Origin of the sequence: Marivita sp. GX14005, from assembly GCF_023370775.1 — a bacterium.
Taxonomy (GTDB): domain Bacteria; phylum Pseudomonadota; class Alphaproteobacteria; order Rhodobacterales; family Rhodobacteraceae; genus Marivita.
The window spans coordinates 742,444-760,563 of the sequence record NZ_JAMCCQ010000002.1; the positions used below are offsets into that span (position 1 = coordinate 742,444).

At 63.6% G+C, this 18,120-nt stretch carries 21 protein-coding genes; 7 read left to right on the forward strand and 14 right to left on the reverse strand.

Features of this window, described 5'->3' with window-relative positions:
* Positions 1–29 precede the first annotated feature (29 nt).
* The 6 genes from ssb to M3465_RS09940 form a co-directional block, all read right to left on the reverse strand.
* On the reverse strand, positions 30–530 hold the full coding sequence (gene ssb, locus M3465_RS09915; RefSeq protein WP_249501559.1) for a single-stranded DNA-binding protein: 501 nt from the start codon (positions 528–530) through the stop codon (positions 30–32).
* 105 nt (positions 531–635) lie between these two features.
* Positions 636–1,328 carry a M48 family metalloprotease gene (locus tag M3465_RS09920; RefSeq protein ID WP_249501560.1) on the reverse strand — a complete coding sequence of 231 codons (693 nt, stop codon included), beginning with the start codon at positions 1,326–1,328 and terminating at the stop codon, positions 636–638.
* Positions 1,329–1,400: 72 nt separating this feature from the next.
* Positions 1,401–1,832, reverse strand: coding sequence for an OsmC family protein (locus tag M3465_RS09925; RefSeq protein WP_249501561.1), 432 nt, complete (start codon positions 1,830–1,832; stop codon positions 1,401–1,403).
* Positions 1,833–1,923: 91 nt separating this feature from the next.
* Positions 1,924–3,108 carry a vWA domain-containing protein gene (locus M3465_RS09930; protein WP_249501562.1) on the reverse strand — a complete coding sequence of 395 codons (1,185 nt, stop codon included), beginning with the start codon at positions 3,106–3,108 and terminating at the stop codon, positions 1,924–1,926.
* 97 nt (positions 3,109–3,205) lie between these two features.
* Positions 3,206–3,373 (reverse strand): apolipoprotein acyltransferase, encoded by a 168-nt coding sequence (locus tag M3465_RS09935; protein ID WP_249501563.1) that lies wholly within the window; start codon positions 3,371–3,373, stop codon positions 3,206–3,208.
* Complete coding sequence (locus M3465_RS09940) at positions 3,370–4,746, reverse strand: DUF2927 domain-containing protein (RefSeq protein ID WP_249501632.1); 1,377 nt, start codon at positions 4,744–4,746, stop codon at positions 3,370–3,372. The genes M3465_RS09935 and M3465_RS09940 overlap by 4 nt, the downstream gene beginning before the upstream one ends.
* Before the next feature lie 302 nt (positions 4,747–5,048).
* Here M3465_RS09940 and M3465_RS09945 point away from each other — a divergent pair, with 302 nt between their 5' ends.
* Entirely contained in the window at positions 5,049–6,167 is a 1,119-nt protein-coding gene (locus M3465_RS09945; RefSeq protein ID WP_249501564.1) for a THUMP domain-containing class I SAM-dependent RNA methyltransferase, read from the forward strand.
* Between the two features lie 107 nt (positions 6,168–6,274).
* Here M3465_RS09945 and M3465_RS09950 read toward each other — a convergent pair whose 3' ends face one another.
* A complete protein-coding gene (locus tag M3465_RS09950) occupies positions 6,275–7,117 on the reverse strand; it encodes an AAA family ATPase (protein WP_249501565.1) in 843 nt (280 codons plus the stop codon).
* 165 nt (positions 7,118–7,282) lie between these two features.
* On the opposite strand from M3465_RS09950, the gene dksA reads away from it, so the two are divergent.
* The gene (gene dksA, locus M3465_RS09955; protein ID WP_249501566.1) at positions 7,283–7,705 is read left to right on the forward strand and encodes an RNA polymerase-binding protein DksA; all 423 of its coding nucleotides are present in this window, start codon (positions 7,283–7,285) and stop codon (positions 7,703–7,705) included.
* Positions 7,706–7,776: 71 nt separating this feature from the next.
* Positions 7,777–8,949 (forward strand): FAD-dependent oxidoreductase, encoded by a 1,173-nt coding sequence (locus tag M3465_RS09960; protein ID WP_249501567.1) that lies wholly within the window; start codon positions 7,777–7,779, stop codon positions 8,947–8,949.
* Positions 8,950–9,014: 65 nt separating this feature from the next.
* Here the strand turns inward: M3465_RS09960 and infC are convergent, their stop codons facing one another.
* Entirely contained in the window at positions 9,015–9,581 is a 567-nt protein-coding gene (infC, locus tag M3465_RS09965; RefSeq protein ID WP_249501568.1) for a translation initiation factor IF-3, read from the reverse strand.
* Positions 9,582–9,765: 184 nt separating this feature from the next.
* Here infC and M3465_RS09970 point away from each other — a divergent pair, with 184 nt between their 5' ends.
* Positions 9,766–10,506: a hypothetical protein gene (locus tag M3465_RS09970; protein WP_249501569.1), complete on the forward strand. Its 741-nt coding sequence runs from the start codon at positions 9,766–9,768 to the stop codon at positions 10,504–10,506.
* Positions 10,507–10,581: 75 nt separating this feature from the next.
* On the opposite strand, the gene M3465_RS09975 is transcribed toward M3465_RS09970, so the two are convergent.
* The 6 genes from M3465_RS09975 to cobA all read right to left on the reverse strand — a co-directional run bounded on the left by M3465_RS09975 (position 10,582) and on the right by cobA (position 15,441).
* Positions 10,582–11,442 carry a ferredoxin--NADP reductase gene (locus tag M3465_RS09975; protein ID WP_249501570.1) on the reverse strand — a complete coding sequence of 287 codons (861 nt, stop codon included), beginning with the start codon at positions 11,440–11,442 and terminating at the stop codon, positions 10,582–10,584.
* Between the two features lie 83 nt (positions 11,443–11,525).
* Positions 11,526–11,924: a DUF934 domain-containing protein gene (locus tag M3465_RS09980; protein ID WP_249501571.1), complete on the reverse strand. Its 399-nt coding sequence runs from the start codon at positions 11,922–11,924 to the stop codon at positions 11,526–11,528.
* Complete coding sequence (locus tag M3465_RS09985; protein ID WP_249501572.1) at positions 11,921–12,691, reverse strand: phosphoadenylyl-sulfate reductase; 771 nt, start codon at positions 12,689–12,691, stop codon at positions 11,921–11,923. Before M3465_RS09985 ends, M3465_RS09980 begins: the two co-directional genes overlap by 4 nt.
* Positions 12,691–14,361, reverse strand: coding sequence for a nitrite/sulfite reductase (locus M3465_RS09990; protein ID WP_249501573.1), 1,671 nt, complete (start codon positions 14,359–14,361; stop codon positions 12,691–12,693). The genes M3465_RS09985 and M3465_RS09990 overlap by 1 nt, the downstream gene beginning before the upstream one ends.
* A 1-nt stretch (position 14,362) precedes the next feature.
* Positions 14,363–14,665, reverse strand: a complete 303-nt coding sequence (locus M3465_RS09995; RefSeq protein WP_249501574.1) for a DUF2849 domain-containing protein — start codon at positions 14,663–14,665, stop codon at positions 14,363–14,365.
* Complete coding sequence (cobA, locus tag M3465_RS10000; protein WP_249501575.1) at positions 14,662–15,441, reverse strand: uroporphyrinogen-III C-methyltransferase; 780 nt, start codon at positions 15,439–15,441, stop codon at positions 14,662–14,664. Before cobA ends, M3465_RS09995 begins: the two co-directional genes overlap by 4 nt.
* A gap of 148 nt (positions 15,442–15,589) precedes the next feature.
* On the opposite strand from cobA, the gene M3465_RS10005 reads away from it, so the two are divergent.
* The 3 genes from M3465_RS10005 (at position 15,590) to M3465_RS10015 (ending at position 18,120) form a co-directional block, all read left to right on the forward strand.
* Positions 15,590–16,048 (forward strand): Lrp/AsnC family transcriptional regulator, encoded by a 459-nt coding sequence (locus M3465_RS10005; protein ID WP_249501576.1) that lies wholly within the window; start codon positions 15,590–15,592, stop codon positions 16,046–16,048.
* 309 nt (positions 16,049–16,357) lie between these two features.
* Positions 16,358–17,362, forward strand: coding sequence for a DctP family TRAP transporter solute-binding subunit (locus M3465_RS10010; RefSeq protein WP_249501577.1), 1,005 nt, complete (start codon positions 16,358–16,360; stop codon positions 17,360–17,362).
* A 68-nt stretch (positions 17,363–17,430) separates the two neighbouring features.
* Positions 17,431–18,120: a TRAP transporter small permease gene (locus tag M3465_RS10015; RefSeq protein ID WP_249501578.1), complete on the forward strand. Its 690-nt coding sequence runs from the start codon at positions 17,431–17,433 to the stop codon at positions 18,118–18,120.

Here is an 18,120-nt window from a genome sequence, read left to right on the forward strand (position 1 = left end):
ATCATCTCGGTCTGCTGCAGGCTGAGCGACTAGAACGGAATCTCGTCATCGATGTCACGCGCTGGCGCGCGCGCCGGTCCGCCGCCACCGCCCGAGCCGCCATAGTCGCCGCCGCCATAATCCCCGCCGTAGTCGCTGCCCGAGCCGCCCCCGCCATAGGTGCTGCCGCCACCGCCATCGCGGCTGTCGAGGAAGGTCAACTCGCCGGCATAGGGCCGCAGCACGACTTCCGTGCTGTAACGATCCTGGCCCGACTGATCCTGCCATTTGCGCGTCTCGAGCTTGCCCTCGATATAGACCTTGGAGCCCTTGCGCAGATATTGCTCGGCCAGGCGCGCGAGATTTTCGTTGAAAATCGCCACACTATGCCATTCGGTGCGCTCGCGCCGCTCCCCGGTATTGCGGTCCTTCCACGTCTCGGACGTGGCGACGCGCAAGTTGCACACCTTGCCGCCATTCTGAAACGTGCGCACCTCGGGGTCGCGCCCGAGATTGCCGATGATAATGACCTTGTTGACTGAACCGGCCATGCTGCCCCCGTTATTATCCAAATCCAAGCCGCCGGCGCGCCGCTTCCCGGCACGCCCGAACCTATGCCTTCGCGTTATATCAACAGCTATAGCTGAAGAAAGCCTTTAAGACGGCGCGGCGGTCCAGCGCCGTTCCAGCTTCTCCAGCGCCGCGACCCGCTCGTCGGTCTTGGGGTGCGACATGAGCCAGGCCGGAACCGCGCCGGAGCGGGCCTGCGTCAGCTTATCCAGCTTAGTGAACAGCGATTTCTGCGCATCGATCCCGATCCCGGCCTTGTGCAGAAGCGCCGCGGCATAGGCATCTGCCTCATATTCGTCCCCGCGCGACAGGCGCGCCGCGAGTAGCGTCGCCAGACCGTTCGCGATCCATACGCCGATTCCGGGCAGGAACCGCGAGAGCACCAGCGCCAGTGCCGTGCGCAGCGCGTTCTGACCGGAGAAATCGATCATCCGCCGCCGTGAATGACCCAGCGCGACATGCCCGAGCTCATGCGCGATCACGCTGGCAAGCTCCTCGCCAGTCACCTCGCCATTCTGATACTTTCGATAGAACCCGCGCGTGATGAAGATGCGCCCATCCGGCGCCGCCAGTCCGTTCACCGGATCGATCTCGTAGATATGCACCCGGATCCGCTCCAGATCGAGCGCCCGCGCCAGACGGTCCGTCAGCGCCTTGAGCCGTGGGTCGGCCAGCTCGGTCGATCGCGCATCGAGCTCGCGCTTCGTGCGCCAGACCGAGAAGTGATACATCGCCAGCGCGTACAGGATCGCCAGCAGGATCGGCGTGAATTTCAGCATGGTCCAGATATGGGGTGTGCCGCGCCGCAGGGCAAGCGCGCCGCCTGCCGGCGGCGCGCTTTTCGATGGAGATCAGCTTTCGAGCGTCGCATCCATCGTGATCTTCGCAGCCTTGAGCAGCTTCGAGACCGGACAATTTTCCTTGGCTGTGTTCGCCGCCTCGTGAAAATCCTCATCGCTGATACCGGGAATTTTCGCTCTCAGGTCGAGGTGAACCGCCGTTATCGCAAATCCCTCGCCCTGTTCTTCCAGCGAAACCGTGGCCTTCGTATCGATATCTTCGGCCACCGCCTCATAATTGTTCAGGATCATCGACAGCGCCATCGAAAAGCACCCGGCATGCGCCGCGCCGATCAATTCCTCGGGATTGGTCCCCGGCTGATCCTCGAAACGGGTGTTGAACCCGTAAGGCTGGTTCTCGAGCGCGCCCGATTGCGTCGAGATCTTGCCCCTGCCGTCCTTCAGCCCGCCGGACCAATGCGCGGATGCGGTTTTCTTGATCATAGCCCCGTCCTTTCCTTGGGTGAACTCGCAAGGGAAACCGGCGCCGGAGCGATGCGGTTCCACGCGGCCCGCCCTTTTCGCCGCATCGGCACTACCGCGCCAGCGCCGCGATCCCGCGCGCGAGGCCATCCAGCGTCATCGGCACCATCGCATCCTCGAAAATCTCGCGAATCATCCCGATGGATTGCGTGTAGGGCCATTGCGCCTCGGGCACCGGATTGATCCACAGATGCGACGGCCATTGCAGCCGCGCACGCTCCAGCCAGACCTGTCCGGGCTCCGGATTCCAATGCTCGTTCGCACCTCCGGCAAAGGCGATCTCGTAGGGCGACATGCTGGCATCGCCGACAAAGATGCACCTGTAATCGGCGCCATAGGTGTTCAGCACCTCGCGCGTGGGCACCTGCGCGTCCCAGCGCCGGCGATTATCGCGCCAGACGCCTTCGTAAAGACAGTTGTGGAAATAGAAATGCTCCAGATGCTTGAACTCGGCCCGCGCGGCCGAAAACAGCTCCTCGACGATCCTGACATGGGCATCCATCGATCCGCCCACGTCCAGAAACAGGATGACCTTGACCGCGTTGCGACGCTCCGGCCGGGTTTTAACGTCGAGATAGCCGTGCTCCGCCGTCGCGCGGATCGTGCCTTGAAGATCAAGCTCGTCCGCGGCCCCGTCACGCGCCCAGCGGCGCAAACGCTTCAGCGCGATCTTGATGTTGCGCGTACCAAGCTCCCGACTGTCGTCGAGATTGCGGAACTCCCGCCTGTCCCAGACCTTGACCGCCCGGCGATGCCGGCTCTCCTGCTGCCCGATCCGCACACCCTCGGGATTATAGCCATACGCCCCGAAAGGCGAGGTACCGGCCGTTCCGATCCACTTGCTCCCGCCCTGATGACGCCCCTGCTGCTCCCTGAGCCGGTCTTTCAGCGTCTCCATCAGCTTGTCGAACCCGCCAAGCGCCTCGACCTCGGCCTGTTCCTCCGCGCTCAGATGCGTCTCGGCCAGCTTGCGCAACCATTCTTCCGGCAGATCGAGCGCCTCCAGAACCTGCTCGCTGCCGATCCGGTCCAGCCCTTCGAAGCTCTCGGCGAAGGCGCGGTCGAAGCGGTCGATATGCCGCTCGTCCTTCACCATGGCGCTGCGCGCAAGGTAATAGAACGCCTCCGGATCATAGGTCACCAGCCCCGCGCGCATCGCGGCGAGAAACTCCAGATACTCGCGCAGGGAGACCGGAACACCCGTCCTGCGCAACGCCTCGAAAAACGGAACGAACATGCGCGATACCTAGCAACGCCAAACCGCCGGGGCCAGCGGTCCTGCCTTCTTCGTTTCATAAATATCTCGGGAGTTTGAGGGCAGAGCCCTCAAGTTCTCAAAGAACGAGTTTCTCGATCGCGATGGTCAGGATGAGACCCAGCAGCGAAAAGAGGATCGCGTAGACCGCCCCGTATTGCAGCATATCGGCGCGGTTGCCCTTGCGCCGCCGCGCGGTCAGCGCGCCGAAGATGGCTCCGAAGATGGCCCCGGCGATGACGATCATGACCTGTCCCTGTTCCTGCTCAGCGGATTGAGCGCGCCGATCTCGCGCAGCTTCGCGCGGACGGCCCAACCCGGGCCGAACCCGTAGCGCGCCCAACCAAGACTGTCCAGACGCACATCCGCCCCTTCCGACGCGCGCCCCGACAAATCGAGCGCTTCGGCCCGAAGCATCAGCAGCGTCGACAGCAGCGCCGCATTCTCATGCCGGGCCGCCAGATCGATCGCGCCGCTCGTCAGGTGCAAGGCCCGCTCCGGCGCGTTGTCCGCCAATGCGAACGCCGCCAGCTGCGCCGCGACATAGGCGCGATGCAGCCGCGTCTCGGGTGTGAGCGCGAAATAATGATCGGCCCTGAGGAACTGCTCGCGCGCCGCCTCGGGACGGTTTGCCTGCAGGATACGGCCCATCGCGTAATGCGAAAACCCGCGCCGGTGGTCCTGCCATCCCATCGCCGAGGCGATGCCGAGCGCTTCGGTTGCCGCCCGTCGCCGCGCCCCGGCAGATGCGCCCGGACCGAGCGCGGTCTGCACCGCCTCGATCCAGGGCCGGGGCGTGCGCACCGCCCGCCGTGCGGCCAGCCCCTCGCCGGCGGGATTGAGCCGCGCCAGGATGCCCGGAATCCGCGCGCGCACTTCGCCCGGGCGCATCCCGTTGCGCAGCGCCGGATCGTAATAGGCGCGCAGGATGAGCATGTCATAGCCCGTCAACACTGTATGGACATTGTCGTCATTGAAGACCGACGACGGCAGCCGATAAAGATCGTTGAGCGGCCCCAGCGCCTGTGCGAGCTCTTCATGCAGGCAATCGCGCGCCTCCTGCGGGCTGGCATCGTTGGGAAGGAAAATCGCCAGCCGCGTGCGGGCCTCGATATGGCTCCAGCTGACCTGCCGACTGCGCCTCGCGCGGCGGTATTCGCGCAGGTTTGTCACGTTCGGCACAACGAAACAGGCCGCCTGCGGCAGAACGCGCCGGATCTCGGCCCGGCTGACAGCATTGATCGTGATATTCGCCGCGTTGCCGCCGGTCGCGCGAATGTCGATCCCCGCTTCGCTGCGCAGCCGGTGCAGCAACCGGTCCAGATCGCGCGGCACCGATGCCGGCGCCTCGCCGACAAGCCGCACCGTGATCGGCCCCTCGAACCTTGTGAAAAGATCGAGCGGACGCCCGGATTCGAGGCTCAGCGCAAGATCCATGAAATCGCGCGCCAGATCGGCGTTGGACAGCCGCACCGGCTCTGTGCGCGGCACCGAAAAGAGTTTCATCGGCGGCAATCCCGGATCCATGACGGCGGCGCGCGTGGCCGGCGCGGACGGTGTGATCGGCATACAGGCATTGAGCACCAGCGCGAGCGGCAACAGCGCGCGGCGCCATCGCATGCGGGCGGGCGCAGAGTAGGATGGCCTGCCGGTGCTGCACAGGGAAAGATCGGTTCGGGACATGGGTAACGCTTGCCTGCTCCGTGCGGTCGGTTCTTGTGATCCGCGATTTATGTGTCCTCTGCCGGGCGAGCTTAGGGCGAAATCATGCTTTATGGCCAGCGCGATCGGCCCCGCCGCCGCATGTATGCCGGATCTTGCGAAAACCGGCTGAAAACACGAGCGAAAACAGGCGGAAAAGGCGGTGCAAATCGGCAACATTCCCCTCGCCTTGCGGCATCAAACCGGATAACCCGCTGTCCATGAGCCATGCCGCCCCCCTCGAGCTTTTCGCCTCGGCCCCGCCGGGGCTTGAACATCTCCTGCGCGAGGAAATTCACGAGCTGGGATTCACGAACCCCCGCAGCGTTCCCGGCGGGGTCACCTTCGACGGCGATTGGCCGGACGCCTGGCGCGCCAACCTGATGCTGCGCGGTGCCGGTCGCATCCTCGCGCGGATCGCCCGATTTCGCGCGATGCATCTTGCGCAGCTCGACAAACGCGCGCGCAAACTGGATTGGGCGGCACTGCTGCGCCCGGGCATCCCCTACCGGATCGAGGCGACCTGCCGCAAATCCCGGATCTACCACCAGGGTGCCGCAAGCCAGCGCATCGCCGGCGCCATCACGGACGCACTGGGGCAGGGGCCGAACGACACCGCGGCGCTCGTGGTGCGCCTGCGCATCGAGGACGATCTCTGCGAGATCAGCCTCGACACCTCCGGCGAGCCGCTGCACAAACGCGGCCACAAACAGGCCATCGGCAAGGCGCCCATGCGCGAGACGCTCGCCGCGCTTTTTCTGCGCGCCTGCGGCTATGACGGCTCCGAGCCGGTGCTTGACCCGATGTGCGGCTCGGGCACGTTCGTGATCGAGGCTGCGGAAACCGCGCTCGGCCTCGCTCCGGGCCGTTCTCGCAGCTTCGCCTTCGAGCATCTGGCGAGCTTCGATCCGCACACCTGGCGCGAGATGAAACAGGCACTTCCGACCCCGGCGAAACCCGCCGCGCAGTTCCACGGCTCGGACCGCGATGCCGGCGCCATCGCCTCGGCAGCCGCCAATGCCGAACGCGCAGGCACGGCCCAGGTTACGGGCTTCACGCAACGCCCCATCGCCGATCTCCCGCGCCCCGGCGGCCCGCCGGGCCTCGTGATCGTCAACCCGCCCTACGGTGCCCGCATCGGCAATCGCAAACTGCTCTTCGCGCTTTACGGCAGTTTCGGCGCGGTGATGAAGGAACGCTTCCAGGGCTGGCGCGTGGGCATCGTCACCTCCGACAAGGGGCTCGCCCGTGCAACCGGCCTGAGCTTCGCGAATGTCAGCGCGCCGATTCCGCATGGCGGCCTCAAGGTCCAACTCTTCCAGACCGGACCGCTGAGATAGCCCCACACCCGTCTTCTCTGTTTCACAAATATCTCGGGGGGATTGGGGGGCTGGCCCCCCGATCGTTTCCGCACGGAAACGCTCAGATGCGTCAACGCATCTGCCGCCTATCGACGCTCCCGCCGCGCCATGAAGGCCAGCCGCTCGAAAAGATGCACATCCTGCTCGTTCTTGAGCAGCGCACCATGCAGCTTCGGCAGCGCACTCGTCCCATCGCGCTTGAGATCGTCGGCCGTCAGGTCCTCGGCCAGCAGCAGCTTTAACCAATCGAGCACTTCCGAGGTGGACGGTTTCTTCTTCAGCCCTGGCGTTTCGCGCAGCTCGTAGAATTGCGTGAGCGCCGTGGTCAGGAGCGCCTCCTTGATGCCGGGGTGATGCACCTCCACGATACGGCGCAGCGTGTCCGGCTCCGGGAAGCGGATATAGTGGAAAAAGCAACGTCGCAGGAACGCGTCGGGCAGTTCCTTTTCGTTGTTCGAGGTGATGATGACGATGGGCCGGTGCCGCGCGCGCACCGTCTCGCCGGTCTCGTAGACGTGAAATTCCATCCGGTCGAGCTCTTGCAGAAGATCGTTCGGAAACTCGATATCCGCCTTGTCGATCTCGTCGATCAGCAGCACGACCTTCTCATCGGCGTCGAAGGCCTGCCACAGCTTGCCGCGCCGGATATAGTTAGACACATCGTTCACCCGGGGATCGCCAAGCTGGCTATCGCGAAGTCGGCTGACGGCGTCGTATTCGTAAAGCCCCTGCTGCGCGCGGGTCGTCGATTTGATCGACCATTCGATCATCTTCAGCCCCAGCCCGTCCGCCACCTGCCGCGCAAGTTCGGTCTTGCCGGTGCCGGGCTCGCCCTTGACCAGAAGCGGTCGCTCCAAAGTCACCGCCGCGTTGACCGCGATCATCAGGTCGGGGGTGGCAACATAGGTATTGGTGCCTTCAAATCTCATCTTTTCAATGCCTCATCCGTCATTGTTCAAGCGCGGGATTTCGCGCTTTTATGGGGGTTTTCGCTAGTGACAACCCCCGGGCCTTCCGTTAAGTGCTGCGCGCAGGGGTGCCAGATTTCGAAAGGATAATCCATGTCGGATACTGGTGTAGGCAAGGGGACGAAAATGAAAGCCGAGAGTTTTCTGCCAGACGATTACATGCCCGCCGAGGACGAGCCGTTCATGAATGAGCGCCAGGTGGAATGGTTCCGCCGCGAGCTTCTGGAGCAGCGGGCAGAGCTTTTGAACGAAAGCAAATCCACCATCGCCGGTTTGCAGGACGGAACGCGCAATATTCCTGACGTGGCAGACCGCGCGTCGGAGGAAACGGATCGCGCGCTCGAATTGCGCATCCGCGACCGTCAGCGCAAGCTGGTCGCCAAGATCGACGCGGCCTTGCGCCGGATCGATGAGGGCGAGTTCGGCTACTGCCAGGCGACCGGGGAGCCGATTTCACTCAAGCGGCTGGTCGCGCGTCCCACGACGACGCTCAGCCTCGAGGCGCAGGAGCGGCACGAACGGCGCGAGAAAGTGCATCGGGACGATTGATCCCGGAGCCATCGACACACATACGCGCCGGGGTCTGATCGCCCCGGCGCGTCCTGTTTGAGGGGACGACATTGGATCTGAAGGGCATGGGTATCGGCGTGATCGGCGGCGGGATCGGCGGGCTCGCCGCCGCGCTGGCCTTCGCGCAGCGCGGCGCATCGGTCACGGTGCTCGAACAGGCCGACGCGATCACCGAGGTCGGCGCCGGGATTCAGGTCTCGCCCAATGGGCTGCGCGTGATCGAGGCGCTTGGCCTGTCCGATATGCTGCAGGCTTGCTCGGTGCGCGGCAGGGCGGTTTCACTGCGCGAGGGGCAAAGCGGTTCCCAAGTGGCGCGGCTCGATCTGCTGCGTTTGCCGGAAGATCAGGCGTATTTCTTCGTTCACCGCGCCGATATCGTCGATCTGCTGGCATCTGCGGCGCGGGCGCATGGGGTGACGATCCGGCTGTTGCAAAAGGCCGATACCGTGCGCCCCGGTCCGCGCCCCGAGATCACGCTTGCCAACGGGGATCGCTTCGGCGCCGATCTGGTCGTCGGCGCCGACGGGATACATTCCGCACTGCGTCCGGTGCTGAACGGGCCGCAAAAGCCGTTTTTCACCGGGCAGGTGGCGTGGCGCTGCATCGTGCCGAACACGGTGGGCCACCCCGATCACGCTCGCGTTCACATGGGCGCGGGGCGCCATGTCGTGACCTATCCGCTGCGTGATCGCACGGTCCTCAATATCGTCGCGGTCGAGGAACGCGCCGGATGGGCGGCGGAAAGCTGGTCGCAATTGGACGATCCGGAGAACCTGCGCCGTGCCTTCTCGGGCTTCGGCGATACGGTCCGCGATCTTCTGGCGCAGGCCGAAGCGCCGGGGATCTGGGGGCTTTTCCGGCACCCCGTCGCCGCCCATTGGCACGGCAAGGGCTGCGCGATAATTGGTGATGCGGCGCATCCGACGCTGCCGTTTCTGGCGCAGGGGGCCAATATGGCACTGGAGGATGCGTGGGTTCTGGCAGACGCCATCGCACGGGCGAGCGATCTGCAAAGTGGCCTGGCCGCCTTTGAGGCGCGGCGCAAGCCGCGCGCCACGCGCGTCATAGACGCGGCGAGCAGGAACGCGCGCAACTACCATCTCTCGCCCGGACCCGTCCGTTTCGCCGCGCATACCGCGCTGCGTCTGGCGAGCCGTGCGGCACCGATGCAATTGCTCGGGCGGTTCGACTGGCTCTATGGCCATGACGTGACCGCGGACTGAGGCACAGCGGATACGAAAAAAGCGGCCCGAAAGCCGCTTTCCGTTTCAGACGATCGAGGCCGCGCTCATTTCGGGAGCGGGCCGATCATCATGACCATCTGACGACCTTCCATCTTGGGCATGTTCTCGACCTTGCCATGCTCCTTGGTGTCTTCCTTGATCCGCTCCAGCAGCTCGCGGCCAAGGTTCTGATGCGCCATTTCCCGGCCGCGGAACCGCAGCGTGACCTTCACCTTGTCACCCGCATCGAGGAACTTGTACACGTTTCGCATCTTCACGTCATAGTCGTGGGTGTCGGTTCCCGGGCGGAACTTCACTTCCTTGACGTCGATGATCTTCTGCTTCTTGCGCGCCTCGGATTCGCGCTTTTGCTGCTCGTACTTATACTTGCCGAAATCCATGATCTTGACGACCGGCGGCTTGGCGTTCGGCGAGATCTCGACAAGGTCGAGCCCGGCTTCAACGGCCATCTCCAGCCCACGCTCGGGCGAGACGACGCCGATATTCTCACCGTCCGCGCCGATCAGGCGGATTTCCGGGGCGCGGATGCGTTCATTGACGCGGGGTCCGGTGTCGCGCGTCGGCGGCGCGTTATGTGGTCTGCGGGCTATGGTGATGCTCCTTCGATGCAATTCCGATCAAGGCTGCAAATTAGACGCGATACCGCGGGCTTTCAACCGCAATTTGAGCGGAACCCGGCGCATCCGGGTGGCGTTGAACAGGTGATGCTGCTCCCGCGGGGCAGTTGATGTTCAATTGGTGAACGCGCCGTGGATTGGCCCGGCGGGACAACAGCAAAAGGGGGTCATTGATCCGATGAGAAACCTGTTAATCCTGATCGTCGTGATTGCCGTCGCTTTCGGCATCTATGCCGTCATGCAAGACGATCTTGACGGACCCGCGCCGGAAGTGGTCGCTCCGACCAACGAGCCTATCGGTGACGAGGTGGTAGGCGACGTGTCAACCGTGGTGGATGAGCCGGGCGCGGAGGCCGATATCGAGATCGACGCCTCCGAGGCGCTGGACGACACGGCCGAAGCGACCGAGGACATGCTCGACAACGCGGCCGATGGAGCGGCCGAGATGGCTGACGATGCCGAAGCGGCTACGGAAGACGCCATGCAGGACGTCTCCGAAGCAGCGGACGATGCGGCTGCCGCTACCGACGAGGCTCTGGACGATGCCGCCGCCGCAACTGAAGACGCGGCAGAGGCGACGGAAGAAGCTGCGGAAGATGCAGCGGCCGCTACAGAGCAGACGCTCGACAACGCTGCGGACGCGACCGAAGAGGCGGTTGAGGACACGGCGGCCGCCACCGAAGATGCAGCCGCCGCGACCGAAGATGCTGCGAACGCCACTGCAGATGCGGTTTCGGACGCGCCGGAATTTCTGACGGCAGAGAATTTCGACTACGATCGCGCGGTTGAATATATCGACAATTCGGATCTTTCGATGACGGCGAAAACAACCGCCAAGGCCGGTCTTGCCGAAATGCGCGATAGCCCGGAGCAACTCGAAAAACTGCTTACCGCGCTGCGCGACGAATTGGGCTTCTGATCGCAGGTCATAAAACAAGCAAAAGCCGCACCGAGAAAGTTCGGCGCGGCTTTTTCGTTGCGCGGCTCAACCGCGTCAGTCCAGAAACGCCTTCTCCACGACATAATGCTTGGGGTCGGAATTGGCGCCTTCCTCCAGCCCGTAACCTTCAAGCATTTCCTTGATCTCCAGATTGAATGCCAGGTTGCCGCACACCATCGCCCGATCCGTTTCGGGGGAAAGCTCCGGCACATCCAGATCGCGGAACACATCGCCCGAACGCATCAAATCGGTGATCCGGCCCATCTTCGTGCTCTGCTCGCGGGTGGTCGTGGGATAATAGCGCAGCTTTTCGTGAAAGCCCTTGCCCATCAGTTCGGCAAGCAATTCGTCACTGCGAATGGTCTCGATCAACTCCTTGCCATAGGCAAGCTCGCCTACCTCGCGGCAGGTATGGGTCAGGATGACCTCGTCGTAATCCTCGTATGTTTGCGGCTCGCGCAGCAGCGAGGCAAAGGGCGCGATGCCGGTGCCGGTGGCAAAAAGCCAAAGCCGCTTGCCCGGCAGCAGCGCGTCATGCACCAACGTGCCGACAGGCTTGGGGCGCAGGATGATCTGGTCGCCCGGCTGAATATGCTGGAGCCGACTGGTCAACGGGCCGTCCTGCACCTTGATCGAGTAGAACTCCAGTTCATCATCCCATGACGGCGACGCGATGGAATAGGCGCGCAGAAGCGGCTTTTCCTTGCCCGTCTTCGGATCGGTCTGCATCAGCCCGATCATGACGAATTCGCCGGACCGGAAGCGCAGCGAAGCCGGCCGCGTCACGCGGAAGGAAAAAAGCTTATCCGTCCAGTGCTTAACGAAAGTGACGGTTTCCGCGTCCGGAACGGCGAGCGTTTTCGTAGCGGGGGCAGCGGTGGCTGAGGCTTGGGTCACGGGCGTCAACTCTGTCATAATGTCCAATCCCGGCCCTTTTAGACCGGTCCTTTCTGTCTAACCTTGATTTGCATCAGACGAAACCCGCGCGGGCAAGCGTCTCAGGCGGCGCGACCGCGCAGGCGGGATTGGTAATCATGCGATTTCCAATCCGCGCGGGCGAGCCATTGCGCCTCTGGCTGGCGCGCTGCCAGATCGGCGTCGATTTCCACGTCATCGAAGCCCGAGCGCCGCGCCATGGTGTATTGATCTGCGATCACATGGCCCTGCGCACGCAGATGGCCGCGATAGCCGCTTTGCCGGACCAGCCGCGCGAGGGTGAAGCCGCGCCCGTCGGCGAAGGAGGGAAAGGAAATGCGCACCAGTTCCATGCCTTGCAGCAGATCGGGCAGCGCGCGCGGATCGGTATCCGGCGCCAGATCGCGCCGCTGCTCCGGCGCAATCCAGGCCGCCGGGTCGGTGCCGCGCAGAAATCCCGTGTCGGTGACGATGATGCTCATGCCGTTGCGCCTTTCGCTTGAGTTGTCTCGGCCCGGTGCAGGCCACATTCGGTTTTCTCCAGTCCGCGCCAGCGCCCGGCGCGGGGGTCTTCCTCCGCGCCCGCGCGGCTGGTGCAGGGTTTGCAGCCGATAGACGGATAGCCGCGCGCCACGAGCGGATGCCGGGGCAGCTCGTGCGCGGCGAGATGCGCCGCGATGCGCGACGGGGTCCAATCGATCAGCGGGTTGATCTTGATCCGCGCCGTTCCGGGATCGAGATCGAAGTAATCCAGCCCCGAGCGCGTGCGCGACTGATGCCGCTTGCGCCCGGTGATCCAGGCGTCATATGGCTCAAGCGCCGCGTCCAGAACGCGGGTCTTGCGCAGATCGCAGCAGGCATCCGGATCGCGCAGATGCAGCGCGCCATAAGGATCCCGGGCCGCAAGCGTTGCCTCCGGCGCGCGGATCACCTGCACATCCGTCAACCCCAGATGCGCCACAAGCTCCGTCTGATATTCGAGCGTTTCGGCGAAAAGCAACCGCGTGTCGATGAACAGCACGGGCAGGCTCCGGTCGATCTGCGCGATGAGGTGCAGCAAAACGGCCGAGTCCGCACCGAAGCTCGACACCATCGCGACACGCTCGAAGATCCCGCGCGTCAGCACCGCTTCGAGGAAATAGGACGTGCCGAAATGCCGGAACCGCGCGTTGAGAGTGCGCACATGGTCCTGCGCTTCGCCCAGCTCCGCCGGCGATGCGGAGCCGATATGGCCGTCGAAATCCGCCATCACGCCGCCTTCGCCCGGCCTGCCTCGCCATAGAGCGCGGTCTTGAACGGCTCCATGCCGACGCGGCGGAACGTGTCCAGAAATGCCTCCTCGCGACTGCTGCGTTGTGCCAGGTAGGTGTCGACGATCCGCTCGATGGCCGGCACGATCTCATCTGCCGAAAAGCCCGGCCCGGTGCGCTGCCCGAGCGCGGCGGTTTCGGTGTGATCGCCGCCCAGCGTGATCTGGTAATTCTCCACCCCCGCGCGGTCGAGCCCGAGAATGCCGATATGCGCGACATGGTGATGCCCGCAGGCATTGATGCAGCCCGAGATCTTGATCTTCAGATCGCCGATCTCGTGCTCCAGCTTCAGCTCGTCGAACCTCGTCGCGATCTCCTGCGCGACCGGGATCGATCGGGCGGTGGCCAGCGCGCAGTAATCCATGCCGGGGCAAGCGATGATATCGGAGATCTTGCCGATATTTGAAGTTGCTAGGCCGGCTTCTTTCAGTGCCGCGTGAATGGCGGGAAGGTCGGATTTATGCACGTGGGGCAGCACGATATTCTGCTCATGGCTCACCCGAAGCTCGTCATGGCCGTAGCGTTCGGCCAGATCGGCCATGACGCGCATCTGGTGCGCGCTCGCATCGCCGGGTGTCGCGCCATGCGCCTTGAGGCTGATTTGCGCGATGGCATAGCCGGGCGCGCGGTGTTCGGCGAGATTGCTGTCGGCCCAGGCGCGGAACACCGGATCGCTATGATAGGAGGTATCGAAGACCTCGGAACCTCGCTCCGCAAAGGCGGGCGCCGCGAAATCGGCGGCGATGCGCGCGAGATGCTGCTGATCGACGCCGGAAAAGCCTGGTGCGATCCGCGCAAACCGCTCCTCGACGCGCGAACGAATCTCATCGATTCCATGCTCATGCACGGTGATCTTGATGCGCGACTTGAACTTGTTGTCGCGTCGGCCCAGCAGGTTCCAGACCGACACGACTGCTTCGATATAGGGCAGCAGATCGGCTTGCGGCAGGAACTCGCGCAGCACCTTGCCGATCATCGGCGTCCGGCCCAGACCGCCACCGACGATCACGCGAAAGCCGATCTCGCCCGTATCGGTCTGCACCATCTGAAGGCCGATATCATGCGCCCGCGTCACCGCGCGGTCGTTCGGGCTGCCGGTGACGGCGACCTTGAACTTGCGCGGCAGGAACTGGAATTCCGGGTGATCGGTGGACCATTGCCGGATCAACTCGGCCACCGGGCGCGGATCGGCGATCTCGTCGGCGGCAGCGCCCGCGAAATGGTCGGCGGTCACGTTTCGAATGGTGTTTCCGCTGGTCTGGATCGCGTGCATCTGCACCTCGGCCAGCGCATCCAGCATATCCGGCACGTCGCGCAGGCGCGGCCAGTTGAACTGGACGTTCTGCCGCGTGGTGAAATGGCCATAGCCCTTGTCCCAGCGCTCCGCGATCATCGCCAACTGCCGCATTTGGCGGCTCGACAGGGTGCCATAGGGCACCGCGACCCGCAGCATGTAGGCATGCAGTTGCAGGTAGAGCCCGTTCATCAGCCGCAGCGGCTTGAACTCGTCCTCGGTCAAGCTGCCGTCGATGCGGCGCTCGACCTGCGCGCGGAACTGCGCGTTGCGGGCGGCCACGAACTCGGCGTCGAAATCGGTGTAGCGATACATTTCAAAGGCTCCCGGCTTGCTTGCCATGCTTGTAGTTTGACGGCCCGCGCGACCGGAACGCCTCGCGGAAATGCACGGGCGCAGGGCCGTTCTCCGTCTGCGTGACCTCGGCGAGGTAAACCCCGACCACTTCGTTGTGCCGTCGGCTTCCGTCGATCAGGCGCAACTGGGCATGCGCCTCGTCGGTCAGTATCTCGGCCTCCGCATGATCGCGCGTCCAGCTGTCATCTTCGGTCAGATAGACGACATCCCCTTCGAGCAGAGCATTCGCGGTGACGATTTTCGGTGTGAACGGTTTGGTCATCGGATCAACTCCTCGAGCAGCGGAAGAATGGGGCGGGCCGCCTCGCGCGGGGCTAGCCCGTAGATCAGCAGTGCAGGCCCGCTGAGCGACGCGGCATCGAGATCGCCGGCAAGCGCGCCGAGCGTGCTGGCGAGTATGCGTTCATCGGGGCGAGAGGCGTTTTCAACGATGCTGACGGGTGTGCCGGGCGCTGCGCCATGCATCAGCAAGCGCCCCTGGATGAACCGTGCCGCACGCTTGCCCATGTAGATCGCCGCAACCTCTCCGGGCGCGGCGAGCGCGCGCCAGTCGTGATCGGCATAGCCTTTCATGTCATGGCCGGTGACAAAGCGCACAGCGGCATTGCGCCCGCGTTTGGTCAGCGATTGGCCGAGCGCGGCCGCGGCGGCGGATGCGGATGTCAGGCCTGGGACGATGGTGAACCCGATCCCGGCATCGCTCAGCGCGTCCAATTCCTCGTCAAGCCGCCCGAACACGGTCGGATCGCCCGATTTCAGCCGCACGACCCGTGCACCGGATCGCGCCTCGGAAACCATCAGTGCATTAATCGCGTTCTGGGCGATGGAGGGGCCGAACCCTTCCTTGCCGACATCGTGCACCCGCGCATCGGGCCCGGCCAATGCGACGATTTCCGCGCTCACGAGCCGATCATGCAAAATGACGTCGGCCTCTTGCAACATGCGCAGCGCCTTGACGGTCAGAAGTTCGGGATCGCCCGGACCGGCACCGATAAAGGCGACCGGGTGCGGGTCTGTCTGGGGCACGGGCTTGGGCATGGCGGGGCCTTTCGGTGACGTTCTCTGGGTTATAGAAGTAGAATTTTATTCCACCCAGATGCTAGTGCCTTGCCAAAATAAGGAATTTCGTTCTAGATGCGCGTCATGCGAGAACGGACGGTTCTGCAAACCGGCAAAAGGTGGAACAATGGCGAAGATCGACGGAACAGACCGGAAAATCCTCATCGAGCTGCAACGCGATGCGGCGCAATCGCTCGACGAGATCGCCCGCGCTGTCGGCTCTTCGAAAACGCCGGTCTGGAACCGGATTCGCAAGATGCGCGAGGCCGGGATCATTGGTGCGCAGACCGTGCGGCTCGACGCGGATGCGCTGGGGTTCGAGGCGTGTTTCTTCGTCCTCATCCGCACCAGCGAGCATGAGGCCGACTGGCAGCGGCGCTTCCTCAAAGCTTTGCAGGACCGGCCCGAAGTGCAGGAGGCACACCGGCTGGCGGGCGATATCGACTATATCCTGAAGGTCCGCGTAAAGAATGCGCGGGCTTATGACGCGTTCTATCAGGCGCTCATCGCCGAGGTGCGGGTGCATAACGTCACCGCGTTGCTGTCGATGGAGGAGATCAAATCGACAAGCGCCTTGCCTCTGTAACGCGCCTTCCACCGAACGGCGGGTTGCGCGGCTGGCGGCGGCGATCGAGTATTTATGACGAGAAGAAGCGCAATACGCGTCTTTCCCGACCGGGCGATTCGACCTTGAGCGGGTTTCGCGGGGTTGAGTGGGCAGGACGCGAAGGTATCGGCTTACGTTTCGTAAAGCGGGTCAAAACGGAGTTTCTGACGCGATTGATAAAGGTGCCGCTTGTCAGAGCGCCGCATTCAAGGTTTCTTGGGGCCACAAGCGCGCCGATGGGGGAACGGCACGCATTCGTTTGACCGAATAAACCCCCGGGAGGAAAACATGAAACAGTTTCTGATGTCCGCAACCGCCATCGCGGCCCTGAGCCTTGGGGCAAGCGCCGCCTCTGCCGCTTGTGACGATGGCGAGATTGTCATCAAGTTCAGCCACGTCACCAATTCGGACAAGCACCCCAAGGGCATTGCTGCTTCGCTTTTGCAGGAGCGCGTCAACGAGGAGATGGACGGCACCGCCTGCATGGAGGTGTTCCCGAATTCCACGCTCTACAATGACGACCAGGTGCTTGAGGCGATGCTGCAGGGCGATGTGCAGATGGCCGCGCCCTCGCTGTCCAAGTTCGAGCAGTTCACCAAGAAGTTCCGCATTTTCGATCTGCCTTTCATGTTCAAGAACATCGAGGCCGTCGACGCGTTCCAGAGTTCCGAGACCGGCGAGGCGATGAAGGAGACGATGACGCGGCGCGGCCTGCTTGGCCTTGCCTTCTGGCATAACGGGATGAAGCAGATGTCGGCGAACAAACCGCTGATGACCCCGGACGATGCCAAGGGGCTGAAATTCCGGGTGCAGAATTCCGATGTACTCAAGGCGCAGATGGCGGCGATGGGCGCAAGCCCGCAGCCGATGGCCTTTTCCGAGGTTTACGGCGCGCTGCAGACCGGCGTCGTGGATGGGCAGGAGAACACCTGGTCCAACATCTATGGTCAGAAATTCTTCGAGGTGCAGGACGGTATCACCGAAACCAATCACGGCATCATCGATTACCTCGTCGTGACGGGCACGGATTGGTGGGACAGCCTCGATGAGGAGGTGCGCAACCAGCTTGCCACGATCATTCAGGAAGTGACCGAAACCCGCAACGCGGAAAGCTACAAGGTGAACCAGGAGGCCAAGCAGGCGATCATCGATGCCGGCGGCACGGTGCGCGAGCTCAGCCCCGAGCAGCGCGAGCAGTGGGTTGCGGTGTTCAAGCCGGTCTGGGATCAGTTCATCGACGATGTCGGTCAGGAGAACATCGACGCGGCGCAGCAGATCAACCAGAACTTCTGAACGCGGCGCAGGGGCGCGCCCGGCCGTCAGACCGGCCGGGCGGCCCGATCCGAGGGGAGGGGACCATCATGACAGCGCAACCGGAAACGCGCAGCGCGCTGGGCCGTGCCGTCGACGAGATCGAGGAGACGGGCATCGCAATCATTCTCGGGCTGATGTGCCTCATCACCTTCATCAACGTGGTGCTGCGCTACGGGTTCAACACCGGCCTGATCTGGGGGCTGGAGGCGACGTCGTTCCTGTTCGCCTGGCTGGTGCTTTTCGGGATCAGCTACGCGGTCAAGGTCACGGCGCATCTGGGGGTCGATGCGATCATCAACATCGTGCCGCGCCCCATGCGGCGGGCGCTCGGGCTTGTCGCGGCGCTGATCTGCGTTGCATACGCGGCACTGCTGATGAAAGGCGCCTGGGATTACTGGGCCAATTTCGCCAATTTGCCGCAGACCACCGGGCGCTGGTTTCCGACCGGGATCGAGGAGATGACGCGAACGTCCTATCGCGGCTGGTACGAAGTGGTGGACATTCCCTTTCCCGAATGGCTCCGCTGGATCGAGCCGATCATGAACGAGGGCGAGCATTACGAGAAACTGCCGCGTTTCATTCCTTACGTCATTCTTCCCTTCGGCATTGCCCTGCTGCTTTTTCGCTTCATTCAGGCGGCGTGGCGCATCTGGACGGGGCGGGCGGAGTCGCTCATCGTCAGCCATGAGGCCGAGGATGCCGTCGACGAGGTTTCTGACATGAACAAGGGGGACTGA